Origin of the sequence: Streptomyces sp. NBRC 110035, from assembly GCF_000829695.1 — a bacterium.
GTDB lineage: Bacteria > Actinomycetota > Actinomycetes > Streptomycetales > Streptomycetaceae > Streptomyces.
On sequence record NZ_BBNN01000018.1, the window covers coordinates 368,075 to 383,652 of the forward strand.

Annotated in this window: 14 protein-coding genes; 4 read left to right on the plus strand and 10 right to left on the minus strand. The window is 74.4% G+C overall.

Going from position 1 to position 15,578, the window contains the following annotated elements; genetic code table 11:
• Positions 1-105 precede the first annotated feature (105 nt).
• Genes TU30_RS08025 through TU30_RS08040 form a run of 4 tightly spaced genes read left to right on the plus strand, consistent with a single transcriptional unit; the run spans position 106 to position 3,750 of the window.
• Positions 106-960 (plus strand): transporter substrate-binding domain-containing protein, encoded by an 855-nt coding sequence (locus tag TU30_RS08025; RefSeq protein WP_042166377.1) that lies wholly within the window; start codon positions 106-108, stop codon positions 958-960.
• Between the two features lie 4 nt (positions 961-964).
• Positions 965-1,798, plus strand: coding sequence for an amino acid ABC transporter permease (locus TU30_RS08030; RefSeq protein WP_042166379.1), 834 nt, complete (start codon positions 965-967; stop codon positions 1,796-1,798).
• Positions 1,795-2,631 (plus strand): amino acid ABC transporter ATP-binding protein, encoded by an 837-nt coding sequence (locus tag TU30_RS08035; RefSeq protein ID WP_042166381.1) that lies wholly within the window; start codon positions 1,795-1,797, stop codon positions 2,629-2,631. The genes TU30_RS08030 and TU30_RS08035 overlap by 4 nt, the downstream gene beginning before the upstream one ends.
• Positions 2,632-2,652: 21 nt before the next feature.
• Positions 2,653-3,750 (plus strand): amidohydrolase family protein, encoded by a 1,098-nt coding sequence (locus TU30_RS08040; RefSeq protein WP_042166645.1) that lies wholly within the window; start codon positions 2,653-2,655, stop codon positions 3,748-3,750.
• A gap of 502 nt (positions 3,751-4,252) precedes the next feature.
• Here the strand turns inward: TU30_RS08040 and cobC are convergent.
• The 10 genes from cobC to TU30_RS08090 all read right to left on the minus strand — a co-directional run bounded on the left by cobC (position 4,253) and on the right by TU30_RS08090 (position 15,576).
• Entirely contained in the window at positions 4,253-5,329 is a 1,077-nt protein-coding gene (gene cobC / locus TU30_RS08045; protein WP_042166383.1) for an Rv2231c family pyridoxal phosphate-dependent protein CobC, read from the minus strand.
• Positions 5,319-6,230, minus strand: coding sequence for a sirohydrochlorin chelatase (locus TU30_RS08050; protein ID WP_042166385.1), 912 nt, complete (start codon positions 6,228-6,230; stop codon positions 5,319-5,321). Before TU30_RS08050 ends, cobC begins: the two co-directional genes overlap by 11 nt.
• Complete coding sequence (locus TU30_RS08055) at positions 6,227-6,817, minus strand: precorrin-8X methylmutase (protein ID WP_042166388.1); 591 nt, start codon at positions 6,815-6,817, stop codon at positions 6,227-6,229. The genes TU30_RS08050 and TU30_RS08055 overlap by 4 nt, the downstream gene beginning before the upstream one ends.
• Entirely contained in the window at positions 6,814-8,538 is a 1,725-nt protein-coding gene (gene cobJ, locus TU30_RS08060) for a precorrin-3B C(17)-methyltransferase (protein ID WP_042166389.1), read from the minus strand. The genes TU30_RS08055 and cobJ overlap by 4 nt, the downstream gene beginning before the upstream one ends.
• A complete protein-coding gene (locus TU30_RS08065) occupies positions 8,535-9,806 on the minus strand; it encodes a bifunctional cobalt-precorrin-7 (C(5))-methyltransferase/cobalt-precorrin-6B (C(15))-methyltransferase (protein ID WP_042166392.1) in 1,272 nt (423 codons plus the stop codon). Before TU30_RS08065 ends, cobJ begins: the two co-directional genes overlap by 4 nt.
• Positions 9,803-10,621 carry a precorrin-4 C(11)-methyltransferase gene (gene cobM / locus TU30_RS08070; protein WP_042166394.1) on the minus strand — a complete coding sequence of 273 codons (819 nt, stop codon included), beginning with the start codon at positions 10,619-10,621 and terminating at the stop codon, positions 9,803-9,805. The genes TU30_RS08065 and cobM overlap by 4 nt, the downstream gene beginning before the upstream one ends.
• A 92-nt stretch (positions 10,622-10,713) precedes the next feature.
• Positions 10,714-11,481, minus strand: coding sequence for a precorrin-2 C(20)-methyltransferase (gene cobI, locus TU30_RS08075; protein WP_370626586.1), 768 nt, complete (start codon positions 11,479-11,481; stop codon positions 10,714-10,716).
• On the minus strand, positions 11,466-12,938 hold the full coding sequence (locus tag TU30_RS08080; protein WP_042166647.1) for a cobyrinate a,c-diamide synthase: 1,473 nt from the start codon (positions 12,936-12,938) through the stop codon (positions 11,466-11,468). Before TU30_RS08080 ends, cobI begins: the two co-directional genes overlap by 16 nt.
• Entirely contained in the window at positions 12,935-13,534 is a 600-nt protein-coding gene (gene cobO, locus TU30_RS08085) for a cob(I)yrinic acid a,c-diamide adenosyltransferase (RefSeq protein ID WP_042166398.1), read from the minus strand. The genes TU30_RS08080 and cobO overlap by 4 nt, the downstream gene beginning before the upstream one ends.
• Complete coding sequence (locus TU30_RS08090) at positions 13,534-15,576, minus strand: putative cobaltochelatase (protein WP_042166402.1); 2,043 nt, start codon at positions 15,574-15,576, stop codon at positions 13,534-13,536. Before TU30_RS08090 ends, cobO begins: the two co-directional genes overlap by 1 nt.
• Positions 15,577-15,578 lie beyond the last annotated feature (2 nt).

Below are 15,578 nucleotides of genomic sequence, written 5' to 3' on the forward strand. Positions count from 1 at the left end.
GCCCGGTTCCCAGGCCGGGCGATGCCGTAGCCATCGGTTTGGTTTGAGGAACCCAAACTTCTCCTTATAATCGGAACCTCGCCTGTTCCCTACCAGGAGGCCTCAGTGAAGACGCTCCTCGGCCGCAGGACCCGCGTCCTGGCCGCCACCACCGCGACGGCCGGGCTGGTGCTCCTGACCGCCTGCACCTCCACCGACGACGGGGACGGCAGCGCCTCCAGGACCGTGGCCGGCGGCGTCGAACTCGCCAGGGCGGGGCAGCTCACCACCTGCACCCACCTCCCGTACCCGCCCTTCCAGTCGGAGATCGACGGCAAGGTGCAGGGCTTCGACGTGGCCCTGGTCGACCTCGTCGCCGAGGACCTGGAAGTGAAGCAGGAGATCCTCGACACGCCGTTCGAGAACTTCAAGACCGGCGCCTTCCTCAACTCCGGTGAGTGCGACCTGGCCGCGGCCGGTATGACCATCACCGACGAGCGCAAGAAGAACGTCGACTTCTCGGACCCGTACTTCAACGCCACCCAGGCCGTCCTCGTCGACAAGTCGGCCGGCGTCACCTCGCTCGCCGACGTGAAGTCGAAGAACGTCGAGCTCGGCGCCCAGGCGCAGACCACCGGCGAGGACTACGTCAAGGGGGAGGGCTTCGACCCGGTCTCCTTCGAGTCCTCCGACGCCGTCCTCAACGGCCTGCGCGCCGGCCAGGTGAAGGCCGTCGTCATCGACTTCCCGGTGGTCCAGGGCTGGCTCAAGGACAAGGCCACCGCCGACGCCTACGAGGTCGTCGACAACCTCGACACCGGCGAGCAGTACGGCTTCACGGTGAAGAAGGGCAACGCCGCGCTGCAGAAGGCCATCAACAAGGCGCTCTCGGACGCCAAGGAGGACGGCACGTACAAGAAGCTGTACGAGCAGTGGATCGGCCCGTACGACGAGTCCGCCGCCTCGCCGGCCGCATCCTGATCCGATGGCCGACACGAAGGTGCCCCCGGAGCTGAGGAAGAAGGGGCTCACCCGGAGCCAGAAGCGCCGGCTGTCGCGCGGCGCCCAGTACGTCGTCTTCGCCGCCGCCGTGATCGTCTTCGCGGTCTCGGCGGACTGGGGCAGGCTGCAGAACCAGTTCGCGCAGGCCGACATCGCCGAGCGGATGTTCCCGGAGATCATCACCCTGGCACTGAAGAACACGGTGCTCTACACGGTGACCGGCTTCGCCGTCGGGCTGGCCCTCGGCATGGTCGTCGCGCTGATGCGGCTGTCGTCGGTCGGCCCGTACCGCTGGCTGGCGGGCATCTACATCGAGATCTTCCGCGGTCTGCCCGCCCTGCTGATCTTCATCTTCATCGGCGTGGCCGTGCCGCTCGCCTTCCCCGGCACCGAGATCATCGGCGGCACCTACGGCAAGGTCGCCCTCGCGCTCGGCCTGGTGGCCGCCGCCTACATGGCCGAGACGATCCGCGCGGGCATCCAGGCGGTGCCCAAGGGGCAGATGGAGGCGGCCCGTTCACTGGGCTTCTCGCCCGCGCGGGCCATGGTCTCGATCATCATCCCGCAGGCGTTCCGGATCATCCTGCCGCCGCTCACCAACGAACTCGTCCTGCTCTTCAAGGACTCCTCGCTGGTGCTGTTCCTCGGTGTCACGCTGGAGGAGCGCGAACTGTCCAAGTACGGCCGCGACCTGGCCAGCCAGACCGCCAACTCCACCCCGATCCTGGTCGCCGGCCTGTGCTACCTGCTGATCACCATCCCGCTCGGCTTCGTCGTACGCCGTATGGAGGCCAAGGCCCAGGAGGCCGTCACATGAGCCGACCGGACAAGCAGCCCGGCGAGCAGCCGAAGGGCCGGCCCGGTAATCCGGAGATCCTGGTCGGCGGGCTGCACAAGTCGTTCGGCAGCAACGAGGTGCTGCGCGGCATCGACCTGGAGATCCGCCGGGGCGAGGTCGTCTGCGTGATCGGGCCGTCCGGCTCGGGCAAGTCGACCCTGCTCCGGTGCGTGAACCTGCTCGAGGAGCCCACCGAGGGCCAGGTGTACGTCGGCGGTACGGAACTCACCGACCCGGACGTCGACATCGACGCCGCCCGCCGCCGGATCGGCATGGTCTTCCAGCAGTTCAACCTGTTCCCGCACCTCACCGTCACCGAGAACCTCACCCTGCCGCAGCGCCGGGTACTGAGGCGGGGCAAGGCGCAGGCCGCCCGGACCGCCGCCGCGAACCTGGAGCGGGTCGGCCTCGCGGAGAAGGCGGACGCCTACCCGTCCTCCCTCTCCGGCGGCCAGCAGCAGCGCGTCGCCATCGCCCGCGCGCTGGCGATGGGGCCCGAGGTGATGCTGTTCGACGAGCCGACCTCGGCGCTCGACCCCGAGCTGGTCGGCGACGTCCTCGCGGTGATGCGGATGCTCGCCGACGAGGGCATGACGATGATGGTCGTCACCCACGAGATGACCTTCGCCCGCGAGGTCGCCGACCGGGTCGTCTTCATGGACGGCGGGGTGATCGTCGAGGACGGCACCCCCGAGCAGGTCATCGGCGCCCCACGGCACGAACGCACCCGCCACTTCCTCTCCCGGCTCCTCGACCCCGCCATGGCGGACGTGGAGAAGGAGACCTCCGACCGGACCGGCACCTCCCCGTAGCGGCTCACTACAGTGCTGCGCATGAGCGAACGCGCGGTGCTGCACGTGAAGGGGCGGGTCCTCGTCGGACCGGACGAGGACCAGGTCCGCGACGAACTGTGGGTGGTCGACGGCCGGATCTCCTACGACCGTCCCGCCGGCGCCCGCGACGTGACGGCCGTCGAGGGCTGGGTGCTGCCCGGACTGGTCGACGCCCACTGCCATGTGGGCCTCGACCGGCACGGCGCGGTGCCCGAGGACGTCGCCGAGAAGCAGGCGCTCACCGACCGGGACGCCGGGGCCCTGCTGCTGCGGGACGCGGGATCACCCTCCGACACCCGCTGGACCGACGACCGCGACGACCTCCCGAAGATCGTCCGGGCCGGCCGGCACATCGCCCGCACCCGCCGCTACATCCGGGGCTACGCCTGGGAGGTCGAACCCGAGGACCTCGTCGCGTACGTCGCCCGGGAGGCCCGGCGCGGCGACGGCTGGGTGAAGCTCGTCGGCGACTGGATCGACCGCGACCTCGGCGACCTGTCGGCCTGCTGGCCGCGCGGCGCCGTCGAGGCGGCGATCGCCGAGGCGCACCGGCTGGGCGCCCGGGTCACCGCGCACTGCTTCGCCGAGGACTCCCTGCGGGACCTGGTCGAGGCCGGCATCGACTGCGTCGAGCACGCGACGGGCCTGACCGACGAGACCATCCCGCTGTTCGCCGAACGGGGCGTGGCGATCGTCCCGACCCTCGTCAACATCGCCACCTTCCCGGCCCTCGCCGACGGCGGCGAGTCCCGGTTCCCGCGCTGGTCGGCCCATATGCGCCGGCTCCACGAGCGCCGCTACGACACCGTGCGCTCCGCCTACGACGCCGGCCTTCCCGTCTTCGTCGGTACGGACGCGGGCGGCAGCCTCCCGCACGGCCTCGCGGCGGCCGAGGTCGCCGAACTCGTCGCTGCCGGCATCCCGCCCGTCGACGCCCTCGCGGCCGGCACCTGGGCGGCCCGCGCCTGGCTCGGACGCCCCGCACTGGACGAGGGGGCCCCGGCCGACCTCGTCGTCTACGCCTCCGACCCGCGCGCGGACGTACGGGTGCTGGCGGACCCGCGCCGGGTGGTGCTGAACGGGCGGGTGGTCGCGTAGGACGGCGCGGCCCGCGGGCCGCAGCCCGGCGGACACGGCCCGCAGGTCACGGCTCGGCGGCTGGAACCGGCCCACCGTGTGACACACGGGCGGCGACTCGACGACTCCCTGCGTCGCGGACGGGCGCCCCCGCCCTCCTCGCGGCGGGCGGCGCGGCGGTCCTGCTGTCCTGCGGGGGGCGCCGGAACCGGCAGGGGGGCATGGCAGGGTGGTGCCGGTGGGGTGGGCCTGGTGTTTCCACCGGCGGGGGCCGGCCCGTACGGGCGGTTGCCCGTCCTCCCTGTGCGGTACGGGCGACGGGGACGGCGGGCCGCCTGCCGTCCCGCGGGGGCGCCGCGTGTGAGAAGCCCCGCCGCCACGTCCCCGAGGCCTGGCCTCCCCGGCACCGGGGTCTCGGTCGTCGGCACGGGGCCGGCGGGGCGTGGTGTCGCCGGCCGGCGGCGCCCGGAACGGGCGCGGGGCCAGGGCTTTGCCGGTACGAGGCTACGCGGCCCGGCTCGGGTCAGACCGTGTCCAGGGCCCGGCCCAGGGCCTTCAGGAACGCGTCCGTCGTCGCGCGGTCGCGTACCGCGACGCGCAGCCAGCGTTCGTCGAGGCCCGGGAACGTGTCCCCGCGTCGTACCGCGAAGCCCAGGGCGCGCAGGCGCTCCCGTACCGCCGCCGCGCGCGGGAGCCGCAGGAGGACGAAGGGACCCTCGGCGCCTTCCACGACCCGTACCCCGCGGCCGGCGAACTCCCCGAGCCCGGTGAGGAGACGGGAGCGGTCCGCGGCGACGCGGCGGGCCGCCTCGGCCGCCTCCGCCAGGGCCCCGGGCCCGACGCACGCCTGCGCCGCGGCCAGCGCGGGCGTGGACACCGGCCACAGGGGCTGCGCCCGCGCCAGCCGCTCGACCGTCTCCGGCCCGGCCAGCACGTACCCGATGCGCAGCCCCGCCAGGCCCCACGTCTTGGTGAGGCTGCGCAGCACCACCAGCCCCGGCACGTCCGTCCGCCCGGCCAGCGTCTCCCGCTCACCGGGCACCGCGTCCAGGAACGCCTCGTCCACGACCAGCGTCCGCCCGGGCCGGGCGAGCCGGGCGACGGCGGCGGCCGGGTGCAGGACGGACGTCGGATTCGTCGGGTTGCCGATCACCACCAGGTCCGCGGACCCGGGAACCGCCTCGGGGTCCAGCCGGAAACCGTCCTCCTCCCGCAGCAGCACCCGGTCGACCGTGTGCCCCGCCTCCCGCAGCGCCGCCTCCGGCTCCGTGAACTGCGGATGCACCACCACCGGCCGGCGCACCCTCAGCGCCCGCGCCAGCAGCACGAACGCCTCCGCCGCCCCCGCAGTCAGCAGCACCCGCTCCACCGGCAGCCCGTGCCGCGCCGCCACCGCGGCCCGCGCCGCCCGCCCGTCCGGGTAGGCGGCGAGGCCGGCCAGCGATCCGGCGATGCGCTCGCGCAGCCACGCCGGGGGAGTGTCCGCGCGGACGTTCACGGCCAGGTCGACCAGTGCGGCACCGTCGTCGCGGACCTCGGCGTCCCCGTGGTGCCGCAGGTCGTGCCCGACTGCCCTGGGGGCGGCGGAGTCAGTGCGCATGGGAGTGCGTGTGACCGTGGTCGTGGCCGTGATGGTGGTGGCCGTCGTCGTCCGGGTGGAAGTGGGGCTGCTGCGCCATCCCCACCTTGTCCTCGAAGCCCGGCAGCGCGATCCGGTACACGCAGCTGTCGCAGTTCATCCGCAGGTCGCCCTTCACCGCCTCCGCGTACCGCTCCATCACCAGGTCCAGCAGCTCCGGCTCGGGACCGATGACGTCCGCCGACCGCACCTGTGTCTCCGGGTGCGCCGCCGCCCACTCCTCCGTCTGCCGCCGTACCCGGTCCGGCAGGATGCCGGTGAACAGGAAGTACGGCAGGACCACGATCCGCCGGGCGCCGAGCCGCACGCACCGGTCCAGCCCGCCCGGCACGTCCGGCGCGGCCAGCGACACGAACGCCGTCTCCAAGGCCCCGTACCCGCGCCCCTCCCACAGCAGCCGCGCCGCCTTGAACACCTCGGCGTTGGCGTCCGGGTCCGTCGACCCGCGCCCCACCAGCAGCACGGTCACCTCGGCGGGGTCCCAGGAGGGATCCACCGCCTGGGCCAGCCGCCGCTCCAGCACGCTCAGCAGGGCGGGGTGCGGGCCCAGCGGACGGCCGTACGTGTAGGAGAGGCCGGGGTGGCGTTCCTTCTCCCGGGCCAGCGCCGCCGGAATGTCGCCCTTGGCGTGTCCGGCGGACACCAGCATCAGCGGGACCGCCGCGAACCGCCGTACGCCCCGCTCCACCAGCTCGGCGACGGCCTCGCCCAGCGGCGGCGGGGACAGCTCGATGAAGCCGCCGGCGACGGGCAGTTCGGGGTTCCGGCGCCCCAGCTCCCGTACGAAGTCCCGGAACGCCTGTGCTCCGGCGTCGTCCCGGGTGCCGTGGCCGGCGATGAGCAGCGCGGGCTGGGTGGTCACAGGTCGTTCTCCTCAGACGAAGTGGGGTGGTACAAAAGGGCGTTGAGCGCGGCTGCGGCGACCGCCGAACCGCCCTTCTCGGACACGTTGCTCACGGCGGGCAGCCCGCTTTCGCGCAACGCGGCCTTGGACTCGGACGCTCCGACGAAACCGACGGGCAGCCCGATGACGAGCGCGGGCGAGGCGTCCAGGGTCAGCAGCTCCTCGAGGGCGGTCGGCGCGCAGCCGATTACCCACAGGGCACCGGGCCCCACCTCGTCGTACGCCAGCCGCACCGCGTGCGCGGAACGCGTCAGACCGGGCCCGGACCTGGCGTCCTTGAGCCGGCACACGGTCTCGCGGCGGGTGATCCCCGCCGCGACCATCTCCACGTCCGCGACGACCGGCGCCCCGGCATGCAGCGCGGCGTGGGCCGCCGCCAGCTCCGCCTCGTCCAGCACGAGATCGGACGCGTAGTCCAGGTCGGCCGCCGAGTGGACGACCCGCTCGACGACCGCCCGGGTCAGCGGCGGGAAGTGCGAGGTGTCCAGCCGGGACCGCAGCCGCCGGAAGGACTCCTGCTCGATGGGGTGGACGACACGGTTCACCGGGACTCCTCCCGGCCCGCGGCGGAGCCGCTCGTCGATGCCGCCTGCCAGCGGTAGCCGCGCGGGGTGACCATCCGGCCCGCGACCTCGCGGGTCGCCGTGTTGCCCACGGTCACCACCGTCATCATGTCGACGGTCACCGGGTCCAGCGCGGCCAGCGTCGTCAGCCGGCTCGACTCGTCCGGCCGCGAGGCGTTCCGCACGACACCGACCGGCGTCGTCGGCCGCCGGTGCTCCGCGAGGATCGCGAGGGCCTTGGGCAGCTGCCAGTCACGGCCCCGGCTGCGCGGGTTGTAGAACGTCACGACGAGGTCGGCCTCGGCCGAGGCCCGCACCCGCCGTTCGATGACCTCCCACGGCGTGTGCAGGTCGGACAGGCTGATCGACACATGGTCGTGGCCCAGCGGCGCGCCGAGGACCGCCCCGGCCGCCAGCGCCGCCGTCACGCCGGGCACGCCGACCACGTCGATGTCGTCGGACGCCTCGGCGAGCGCCGGGGAGGCCATGGCGTACACGCCCGCGTCCCCGCTGCCGACCAGCGCGACCGCCCGCCCCCGGCGGGCCTGTTCGACGGCCGTGCGCGCCCGCTCCTCCTCCGCACCGAGCCCCGACTCCAGGACCAGGGTGCCGGGCCGCAGCAGATCGCGGATCTGGTCGACGTACTGGTCGAGACCCACCAGCACGGACGCGCCCCGCAGCTCCGCCTTCGCACGCGGGGTGAGCAGGTCCCGGGCGCCCGGCCCGAGCCCGACCACCGCGAGCCGCCCGCGCCCCGGCCGCCGCACGACGGCACAGGTCGCCATCGCGGGCCGCCCGTCCCCGCGTTCCGACTTGCGCTTGGGCACGAGGAGCTCGCCCCCGCCCGCCAGCGCGGCGGCCTCCGCCACCGACGGGGTGCCGACGGCGGCGAGCGGCGCGCCGGAGGGGTTCGGCACGCCCACGCGCGCCAACTCCTCGGCGGCGTACGTCACCAGCGGCACCGCGAGCCGCCGGGCCGCCTCCACGATGCCGGGCTCCCCGGCCTTCGTGTCCACGGTGGCCAGGCGGGCGAGCGACGCGGCCGACAACCCGGCGTCGCGCAGCGCGCCCTCGACCAGCGCGAGCACCTCCTCGGCCGGCGCGCCCCTGGAGGCGCCGACCCCGACGACGAGGGTCGGCGGCCGGAGGACGACCTCTCCTGCGCGAGGTCCGACCACACGGTCCGTGAGCCGGACCGTGTACGCCCCCTCGCCGGAGAGCGGCAGCGGCGGCAGCGGCCAGGTCACGTCGGCGCGCAGCGCCACCGCCTCGCCGTCCAGCAGCGCGCGCGACACGGCGGCCACGTCGCCCTCCACCGGCAGACCCAGGGTGTCCAGGCCGGCCAGCCCCACGGCATCGGTCGCCGTGGTCACCACCGGCTCGGCGCCCAGCACCTCGCCGACCTCGCGCGCGAGCTCGTTCGCACCGCCGCCGTGCCCGCCCACCAGCGACACCGCGAACCGGCCCGCCTCGTCGACGCACACCACGCCCGGGTCGCTCGCCTTGTCCTCCAGCAGCGGTGCCACCAGCCGCACCACCGCGCCCGTGGCCAGGAAGCACACGATCCGCTCGCACTGCGCGAACGCCGCCCGCACGGCGTCCCCGACGGGACCCTCGTACACGCGGGTACGGTCCGGCCACGCGGCGGCCAGCCGGTCCCGCGCGGCGGCTCCCGCCGCGGTGGCGGAAATGAGGCCGATCACTGGGCAACTCCTTCTCTGTCGATGCCGTCGAAACCGTTGCCGGTCTCCGCCGGGGGCCGTACGCCCCACAGCAGGAAGACGGGGTTGGTCGCCGCCAGCCGGGTCACGTCCCCGGGCAGCGGCGCGAGACGCGACGACTGCAGCAGCACCCCGCCGCAGGTGAAACCGGCCCCGGTCAGCGCCTCACGCACGGCCGGCACCCGGTCCAGCGCGGCCAGGGCGACGACGACCGTGCGCCGTGCCCGCCGCGCGCACGCGGTGACGACGACGGGCAGGTCCCGCCCGCCCCCGCCGACGAACACCGCGTCGGGATCGTCGAGATCGGACAGCACGGTCGGCGCCGCCCCGTGCACCACGCGTACGTCCACCCCGTGCGCGAGGGCGTTGGCGCGGATCCGCCCCACTCCGTCCGCGGTCTTCTCCACCGCGGTGACGGCGGCGCCCAACCGGGCGCACTCCACGGCGACGGACCCCGAACCCGCGCCGACGTCCCACACCGACTCGCCGGGGCGCGGCCCGAGTCGTGCCAGCGCCAGTGCCCGCACCTCGAACTTGGTGATCATCGAGTCCCGGTGGGCGAACGCGGTCTCCTCCAGCGCCCAGCCGCCCGGCCGGCCGGCGGCCCCGCCCGCGACGGTCCGCACCGGACCGAGGGCCCGCGGCTCGTCCAGGCACAGCACGACGCTCACCGCGTTCCCCCAGTCCCGCGCCGCCGCCCGGGCGGGTGCGACCCGCTCGATCCGCTCACGCTCCGGATCGCCCAGCGAGGAGGCGACGACCAGAACGCGGTCCGGGCAGTGCCGGGCCAGCGCGGCCCCCAGCTCCGCCGGTCCGGCGCCCGGCCCGGTCAGCACGGCGACCTTCGGATGCGCGCGGCACAGGTTCACGGCCGTACGCGGGTCCCTGCCGTGCGCGCTGACCACGACCGCGTCGTCCCAGGGCAGCCCGACCCGTGCGAAGGCGGCGGCCACCGAGGAGACACCCGGCCGCACGTCCAGCAGCTCCGGCCCGAACCGCTCGGCCAGCGCCCGCACGATCCCCAGGAACCCGGGGTCCCCGGACGCCAGCACGACGGTCCGGCGCTCCTCGGCGACGTACTTCTCCACGGTCTCCAGCGCCGGCGCCAACGGCCCGAGGACGACCTGCTCGGCCCCCTCGGGCAGCCGCACGGCGTCCAGGTGCCGCCGCCCGCCCACGACCAGCTCCGCCCCGGCGAGGACGGCCCCGTCCGGAGGCACCCCGGTTCCGGTGCCCACGACGGTGATCACGTGCTCGCGCCCTTACTGCGCAACGCCCTGCGGGCCTTCGGGTCGGCCTTGCGGTAACCGTGGAAGTGACCGGGGTGATACAGGTGCGAGCGGGTGCCGCTCGCGTCGAGCGCCGGGCCGACGAGGAACAGGGTGTGCTTCCAGAGCTTGTGCTCCTTGACCGTCTCCTCCAGCGTGCCGATCGTGCACTTCACGACCAGCTCCTCCGGCCAGGTCGCCTGGTACGCGACGACGACCGGCGTACCGGTCGGGTAGCCGCCCTCCAGCAGCTCCCGCACCAGCTGACCGCTGCGCGCCGCCGACAGGAAGACCGCCATGGTGGTGCCGTGCCGTGCGAACTCCCGGACCTCCTCACCGGGCGGCATCGGCGTCTTGCCGCCGCCCAGCCGGGTCAGCACCACGGACTGCGCCACCTCGGGAATGGTCAGCTCCCGCTGCGCGAGCGCCGCGACGGCCGAGAAGGACGACACACCGGGCACGATCTCGGTGGCGATGCCCAGCTCGGCACACCGGTCGAGCTGCTCCTGCGTGCCGCCCCAGAGCGAGGGGTCACCGGAGTGGATCCTGGCCACCCTCAGCCCCTGGGAGAGGGCCCGTTCGTACACGGCCACGACGTCCTCCAGGGACATCGTGGCCGAGTCCAGGATCTCGGCGTCCTCCCGCGCGTGGTCGAGGACCTCCGCCTGGACCAGGCTGGCGGCCCAGACCACGACATCGGCCTCGGCGATCACGCGCGCGGCGCGCAGCGTCAGCAGATCGGCGGCACCGGGGCCGGCACCGACGAAGGTCACCTTGCCGGTGGGGGCGTCGGCCATGGGGAAACGATCCTCTCCTGAGGTTTCTGAGGTTTCTGAGGTTTCTGAGGTTTTTGCGGGTCCTGCGGGTCCTGCGGGTCCTGGGACCGCGCTCACAACTTGCCGCCCCGCCCGCCGTCCCGCCGGGGCGGAGCGATGAGCGTCGACAGATAGGGCAGGGGCGCCCCGTCCAGCTCGGCGGCCGGCCGGACGAACTCCTCCGGCAGCCCGAGCGCCGCCCCCCACACGGCGTCCCCGAGCCGCCCGCTCTCCCTCAGCGCCTCGGCCACCTCGCCCGCCCGCCGCCCGAACTTGTAGGCGACGACCGTGCCGGGCCCGGCCAGCGCGTCCTTGAGCACGGCGGACCCGGCGGTCACCGGCACCAGCGTGAGCGGCTCGGTCCCCTCGGTGAGCACGGCACCGGAACGCGCCGCCAGGTCCTGCATCGCAGTGATCCCCGGCACGGTCTCGACGACCGTCCCCGGCACCGACTCCGCGACGGTCTGGGCGAGATACGTGAACGTCGAGTACACGTTGGGATCACCGATGGTCGCGAACGCGACGTGACCGCTCTCCCGCAGCAGCCCGGCCACCCGCTCACCGGCCGCGTCCCAGGCGGCCTCGCGCCGCGCCCGGTCGGTGCGCTCGTTCAGCGCGAACACCACCCGGACGACCTTCTCCCGGGGCACGTAGTGCAGCACGGTGGCCTCGGCCCGCCCCCGCTCCCCGCCGTCCTTCCCGTCGGGTGCCGCCATCACGGGCACGACGACGACGCCGGCCGCGCGCAGGGCGTTCACCCCCTTCACGGTCACCAGTTCCGGATCACCGGGGCCGACCCCGACCCCGATCAGCCTGTTCCTGCCGCTCATGACGTCCGGCACCTCTCGACGAACCGACGGGCCACACCGGGCTCGGACGCCCAGTGCGTGTGCAGATAGCTCGCGTGCACACCGCGCTGTACGAAGCCTTCGACGCGCGGCGCCGGTGTCCGCACCCCCCACGCGGGAGCGCCCCCCGCACCGGGTTCGACGACGGTGCGGTGGAACTCGTGTCCCCGCATCCGCGCCCCGGCCCCGGCCAGCACACTGTCGGACACCGCCACGGCGTCCCGGTAGCCCAGGGTGAGCCGCCCGGTCATCCGCGCGGAGGCGTCCAGCACCCCGCACATGGACAGCCCGTCCAGCTCCCGGCACAGGTACAGCAGTCCCGCACACTCGGCGGCGACCGGCGCACCCCTCTCCGCGAGGGCGCCCACGGCCTTCCTGAGCCGTTCGTTGGCGGACAGCTCGGAGGCGTACACCTCGGGAAACCCGCCACCGACCACCAACCCGCGGGCCCCGTCGGGCAGCTCCTCGTCCCGCAACGGATCGAAGACGACGACGTCGGCCCCGGCGGCGGCAAGCAACTCGGCCTGCTCGGCATAGGAGAAGGTGAACGCGGCCCCACCGGCCACGGCGACCACCGGCAGCCCGTCCGGGGGCACCTCCCTGCTCGAAGAACTCGGGGAAGCCTGAGGACGAGGCCGTTCAGGCCGGAGGCGGGGGTCCGGGGGCGCGGCCCCCGGGGCCGGGGAGGGAAGGGGCGGCGGGGACGAGGAAGTCAGAGCCGCACCCGCGTCCCACCCCGCACACGACAACGCCCCGGCCCCCCGGGCCAGGGAGACCAACACCTCCAGGTCACAGCCCTCGGCCACCTGCGCGGCCATCGCACCGACCGCGTCGACCGCCCCGGCCCGCCGCTCGGCCACCGGCACCAGTCCCAGATGCCGAGCCGGCGTCTCGACCTGGGCGGCCCGCCGCAGAACACCCAGCACGGGCACGCCGACGGGGTCGAGTGCCTCCCGCAGCAACGCCTCGTGCCGGTCCGAGGCGACCTTGTTGAGGATCACGCCCCCGATCCGCACCTCCGGATCCCAGGACACGAACCCGTGCACCAGCGCCGCCACCGACCGCGACTGCGACGACGCGTCCACGACCAGCACCACCGGCGCCCGCAGCAGCTTCGCCACCTGGGCCGTGGACGCCAGCTCCCCTTCGCCCGCGGCCCCGTCGTACAGCCCCATCACGCCCTCGACGACCGCGATGTCACACCCGCGCGCCCCGTGCAGGAACAACGGCCCGATCAGCTCGGGCCCGCACAGGTACGCGTCCAGGTTGCGCCCCACGCGCCCGGTGGCGAGCGCGTGATACCCGGGGTCGATGTAGTCCGGCCCGACCTTGTGCGGGGACACGGCGAGCCCCCGCGCGGTGAGCGCGGCCATCAACCCCGTGGCCACGGTGGTCTTGCCGCTGCCCGAGGAGGGCGCGGCGACGACCAGCCGGGGCACCGACGCCCTCACCACTCGATGCCCCTCTGCCCCTTCTGCCCCGCGTCCATCGGATGCTTGACCTTGGACATGTCGGTCACCAGGTCGGCGAGGTCCACCAGCTTCTCCGGCGCGTTGCGCCCCGTGATCACGACATGCTGGGTCCCGGGCCGCCCGCGCAGCACCTCGACGACCTCGTCGGTGTCGATCCACCCCCAGTGCATCGGGTACGCGAACTCGTCGAGCACGTACAGCCGGTACGTCTCGGCGGCCAGGTCCCGCTTGACCTGCTCCCAGCCCTCCCGGGCCTTCTCCTCGTTGTCCATCTGGGCGTCCCGCTGCACCCAGGACCAGCCCTCACCCATCTTGTGCCAGCTGACGCTGCCGCCCTCGCCGGAGGCGCCGAGCACCCGCAGCGCGTTCTCCTCGCCGACCTTCCACTTCGCCGACTTGACGAACTGGAACACCCCGATCGGCCAGCCCTGGTTCCAGGCCCGCAGCGCCAGCCCGAAGGCGGCCGTCGACTTGCCCTTCCCGATGCCCGTGTGCACGACGACCAGCGGACGATTACGCCGCTGACGGGTCGTCATCCCGTCGTCCGGCACGACACTCGGCTGTCCCTTCGGCATTACGCGGCCCTCCTCGCCCCGGTGGCCCCCTGCACGTCCCTGACCAGCCCGGCGATCGAGTCGGCCCGCAGCTCGTCCAGCGTCACCGCCGAGCCGCCCAGCTCACCCGCGAGCTGCCCGGCGAGCCCCAGCCGCACCGGCCCCGACTCGCAGTCCACGACCACGCAGGCCGTCCCCTCGGCGGCGAACAGCCGCGCCGCCCGCCCGGCGAGGGCGACCGGCTCCGGGCCACCGGTGGCCCGTCCGTCCGTCACCACGACCACCAGCGCCCGCCGCGCGGGGTCGCGCAGCCGCTCCACCCGCAGCACGTCGTGCGCCTTGAGCAGCCCGGCCGCCAGCGGCGTACGCCCACCGGTCGGCAGCGACTCCAGCCGCACCGCCGCCGCGTCCACCGACGACGTCGGCGGCAGCACGACCTCGGCCGCCGACCCCCGGAAGGTCACCAGTCCCACCTTGTCCCGCCGCTGGTAGGCGTCGAGCAGCAGCGACAGCACGGCACCCTTGACGGCGCTCATCCGCTGCCGCGCCGCCATCGAACCGGAGGCGTCCACGACGAACAGCACGAGATTGGACTCGCGCCCCTCACGCACCGCCTGCCTGAGATCGTCCCGCCGGACCACCAGCCCCGGGCCGCTGCGCCCCCGCGCCCGCTGATGCGGCGCGGCGGCCTGCACGGTGGCCGCCAGGTGCAGCCTGGTCAGCGCACCCCGGGGCCGCCGGGCCCCTGTGGTCCGCCCGCGCTCGGCCCGCGCCCGCGAGCGCCGCCCGGCGGCACCCTCACCGAGCCCGGGCACGCTCAGCACCTTCGTACGGAAGGGCTCGGCGGCACGCGCCGGGGTCTGCTCGCCCGCGCCGCCACCGGAACCCGGCTGCGGCTCGCCGTCCTCCCCGGCCTCGGGCCGCGCGGCGGTGTCACCGTCGCTCCGCGGGCCGTCGTCGGGCTCCGGCTGCCCGCCGGGGCCGCCGGGGCCGCCGTCGGGTCCCGGGTCGGGATCGTCGTCGCCCTCGCCCTCGTCCCCGCCCTCACCGGGGCCGCCGAACTCCTCCAGCGTCTCGTCGAGCTTGTCCTCGTCCAGGCCGGGCGCGTCGAAGGGCGAACGGCGCCTGCGGTGCGGCAGGGCCAGCAGCGCGGCCTGCCGCACGTCCTCGGCGAGCACATCGGTCCGCCCGGCCCAGGCCGCCAGCGCGGTCGCGGTCCGGGCCATCACGATGTCGGCCCGCATGCCGTCGACCTCGAACGCCGCACAGGTCGCCGCGATCTGCCGCAGCGCCCCGTCGCCGAGGCGCACCGACGGCAGCAGTTCCCGCGCCGCCACGATCCGGGCCCGTACGGCGGCCTCCTCGTCGGCCCAGCGGGCGGCGAAGCCGGCCGGGTCGTCGTCGTGGGCGAGCCGCCGCCGGACCACCTCCACCCGCTGGTCGGGCTCGCGCGAGGCGGAGACCTCCACGGTGAGCCCGAAACGGTCCAGCAACTGGGGCCGCAGCTCGCCCTCCTCGGGGTTCATGGTCCCGACGAGCAGGAAACGGGCCGCGTGCCGCACGGAGACACCCTCGCGCTCGACGTACGAGGCGCCCATGGCAGCGGCGTCCAACAGGAGGTCCACGAGGTGGTCGTGCAGGAGGTTGACCTCGTCGACGTAAAGGATCCCGCGATGCGCGTCGGCGAGCAGACCCGGTTCGAAAGCCTTCACGCCCTCCGAGAGCGCCCGCTCGATGTCGAGCGCCCCCACCAGCCGGTCCTCGGAGGCACCGACGGGCAGTTCGACCATCCGCGCCGGCCTCGACTCGAACGCCCCCTGCTCGTGCGGCCCGTCCGGGCACCCGGGGTCGGGGGAGCCGGGGGCGCAGGAGAAACGGCACCCGGAGACGACGTCCACCGTCGGCAACAGTGCTGAAAGGGCACGCACGGCCGTGGACTTGGCGGTTCCTTTTTCACCGCGGACCAGTACGCCACCGACCTGCGGCGACACGGCGTTGAGTAGCAGCGCGAGCCGTAGGTCGTTCTGGCCGACAACGGCGGTGAACGGATAGGGCGTGCTCACGT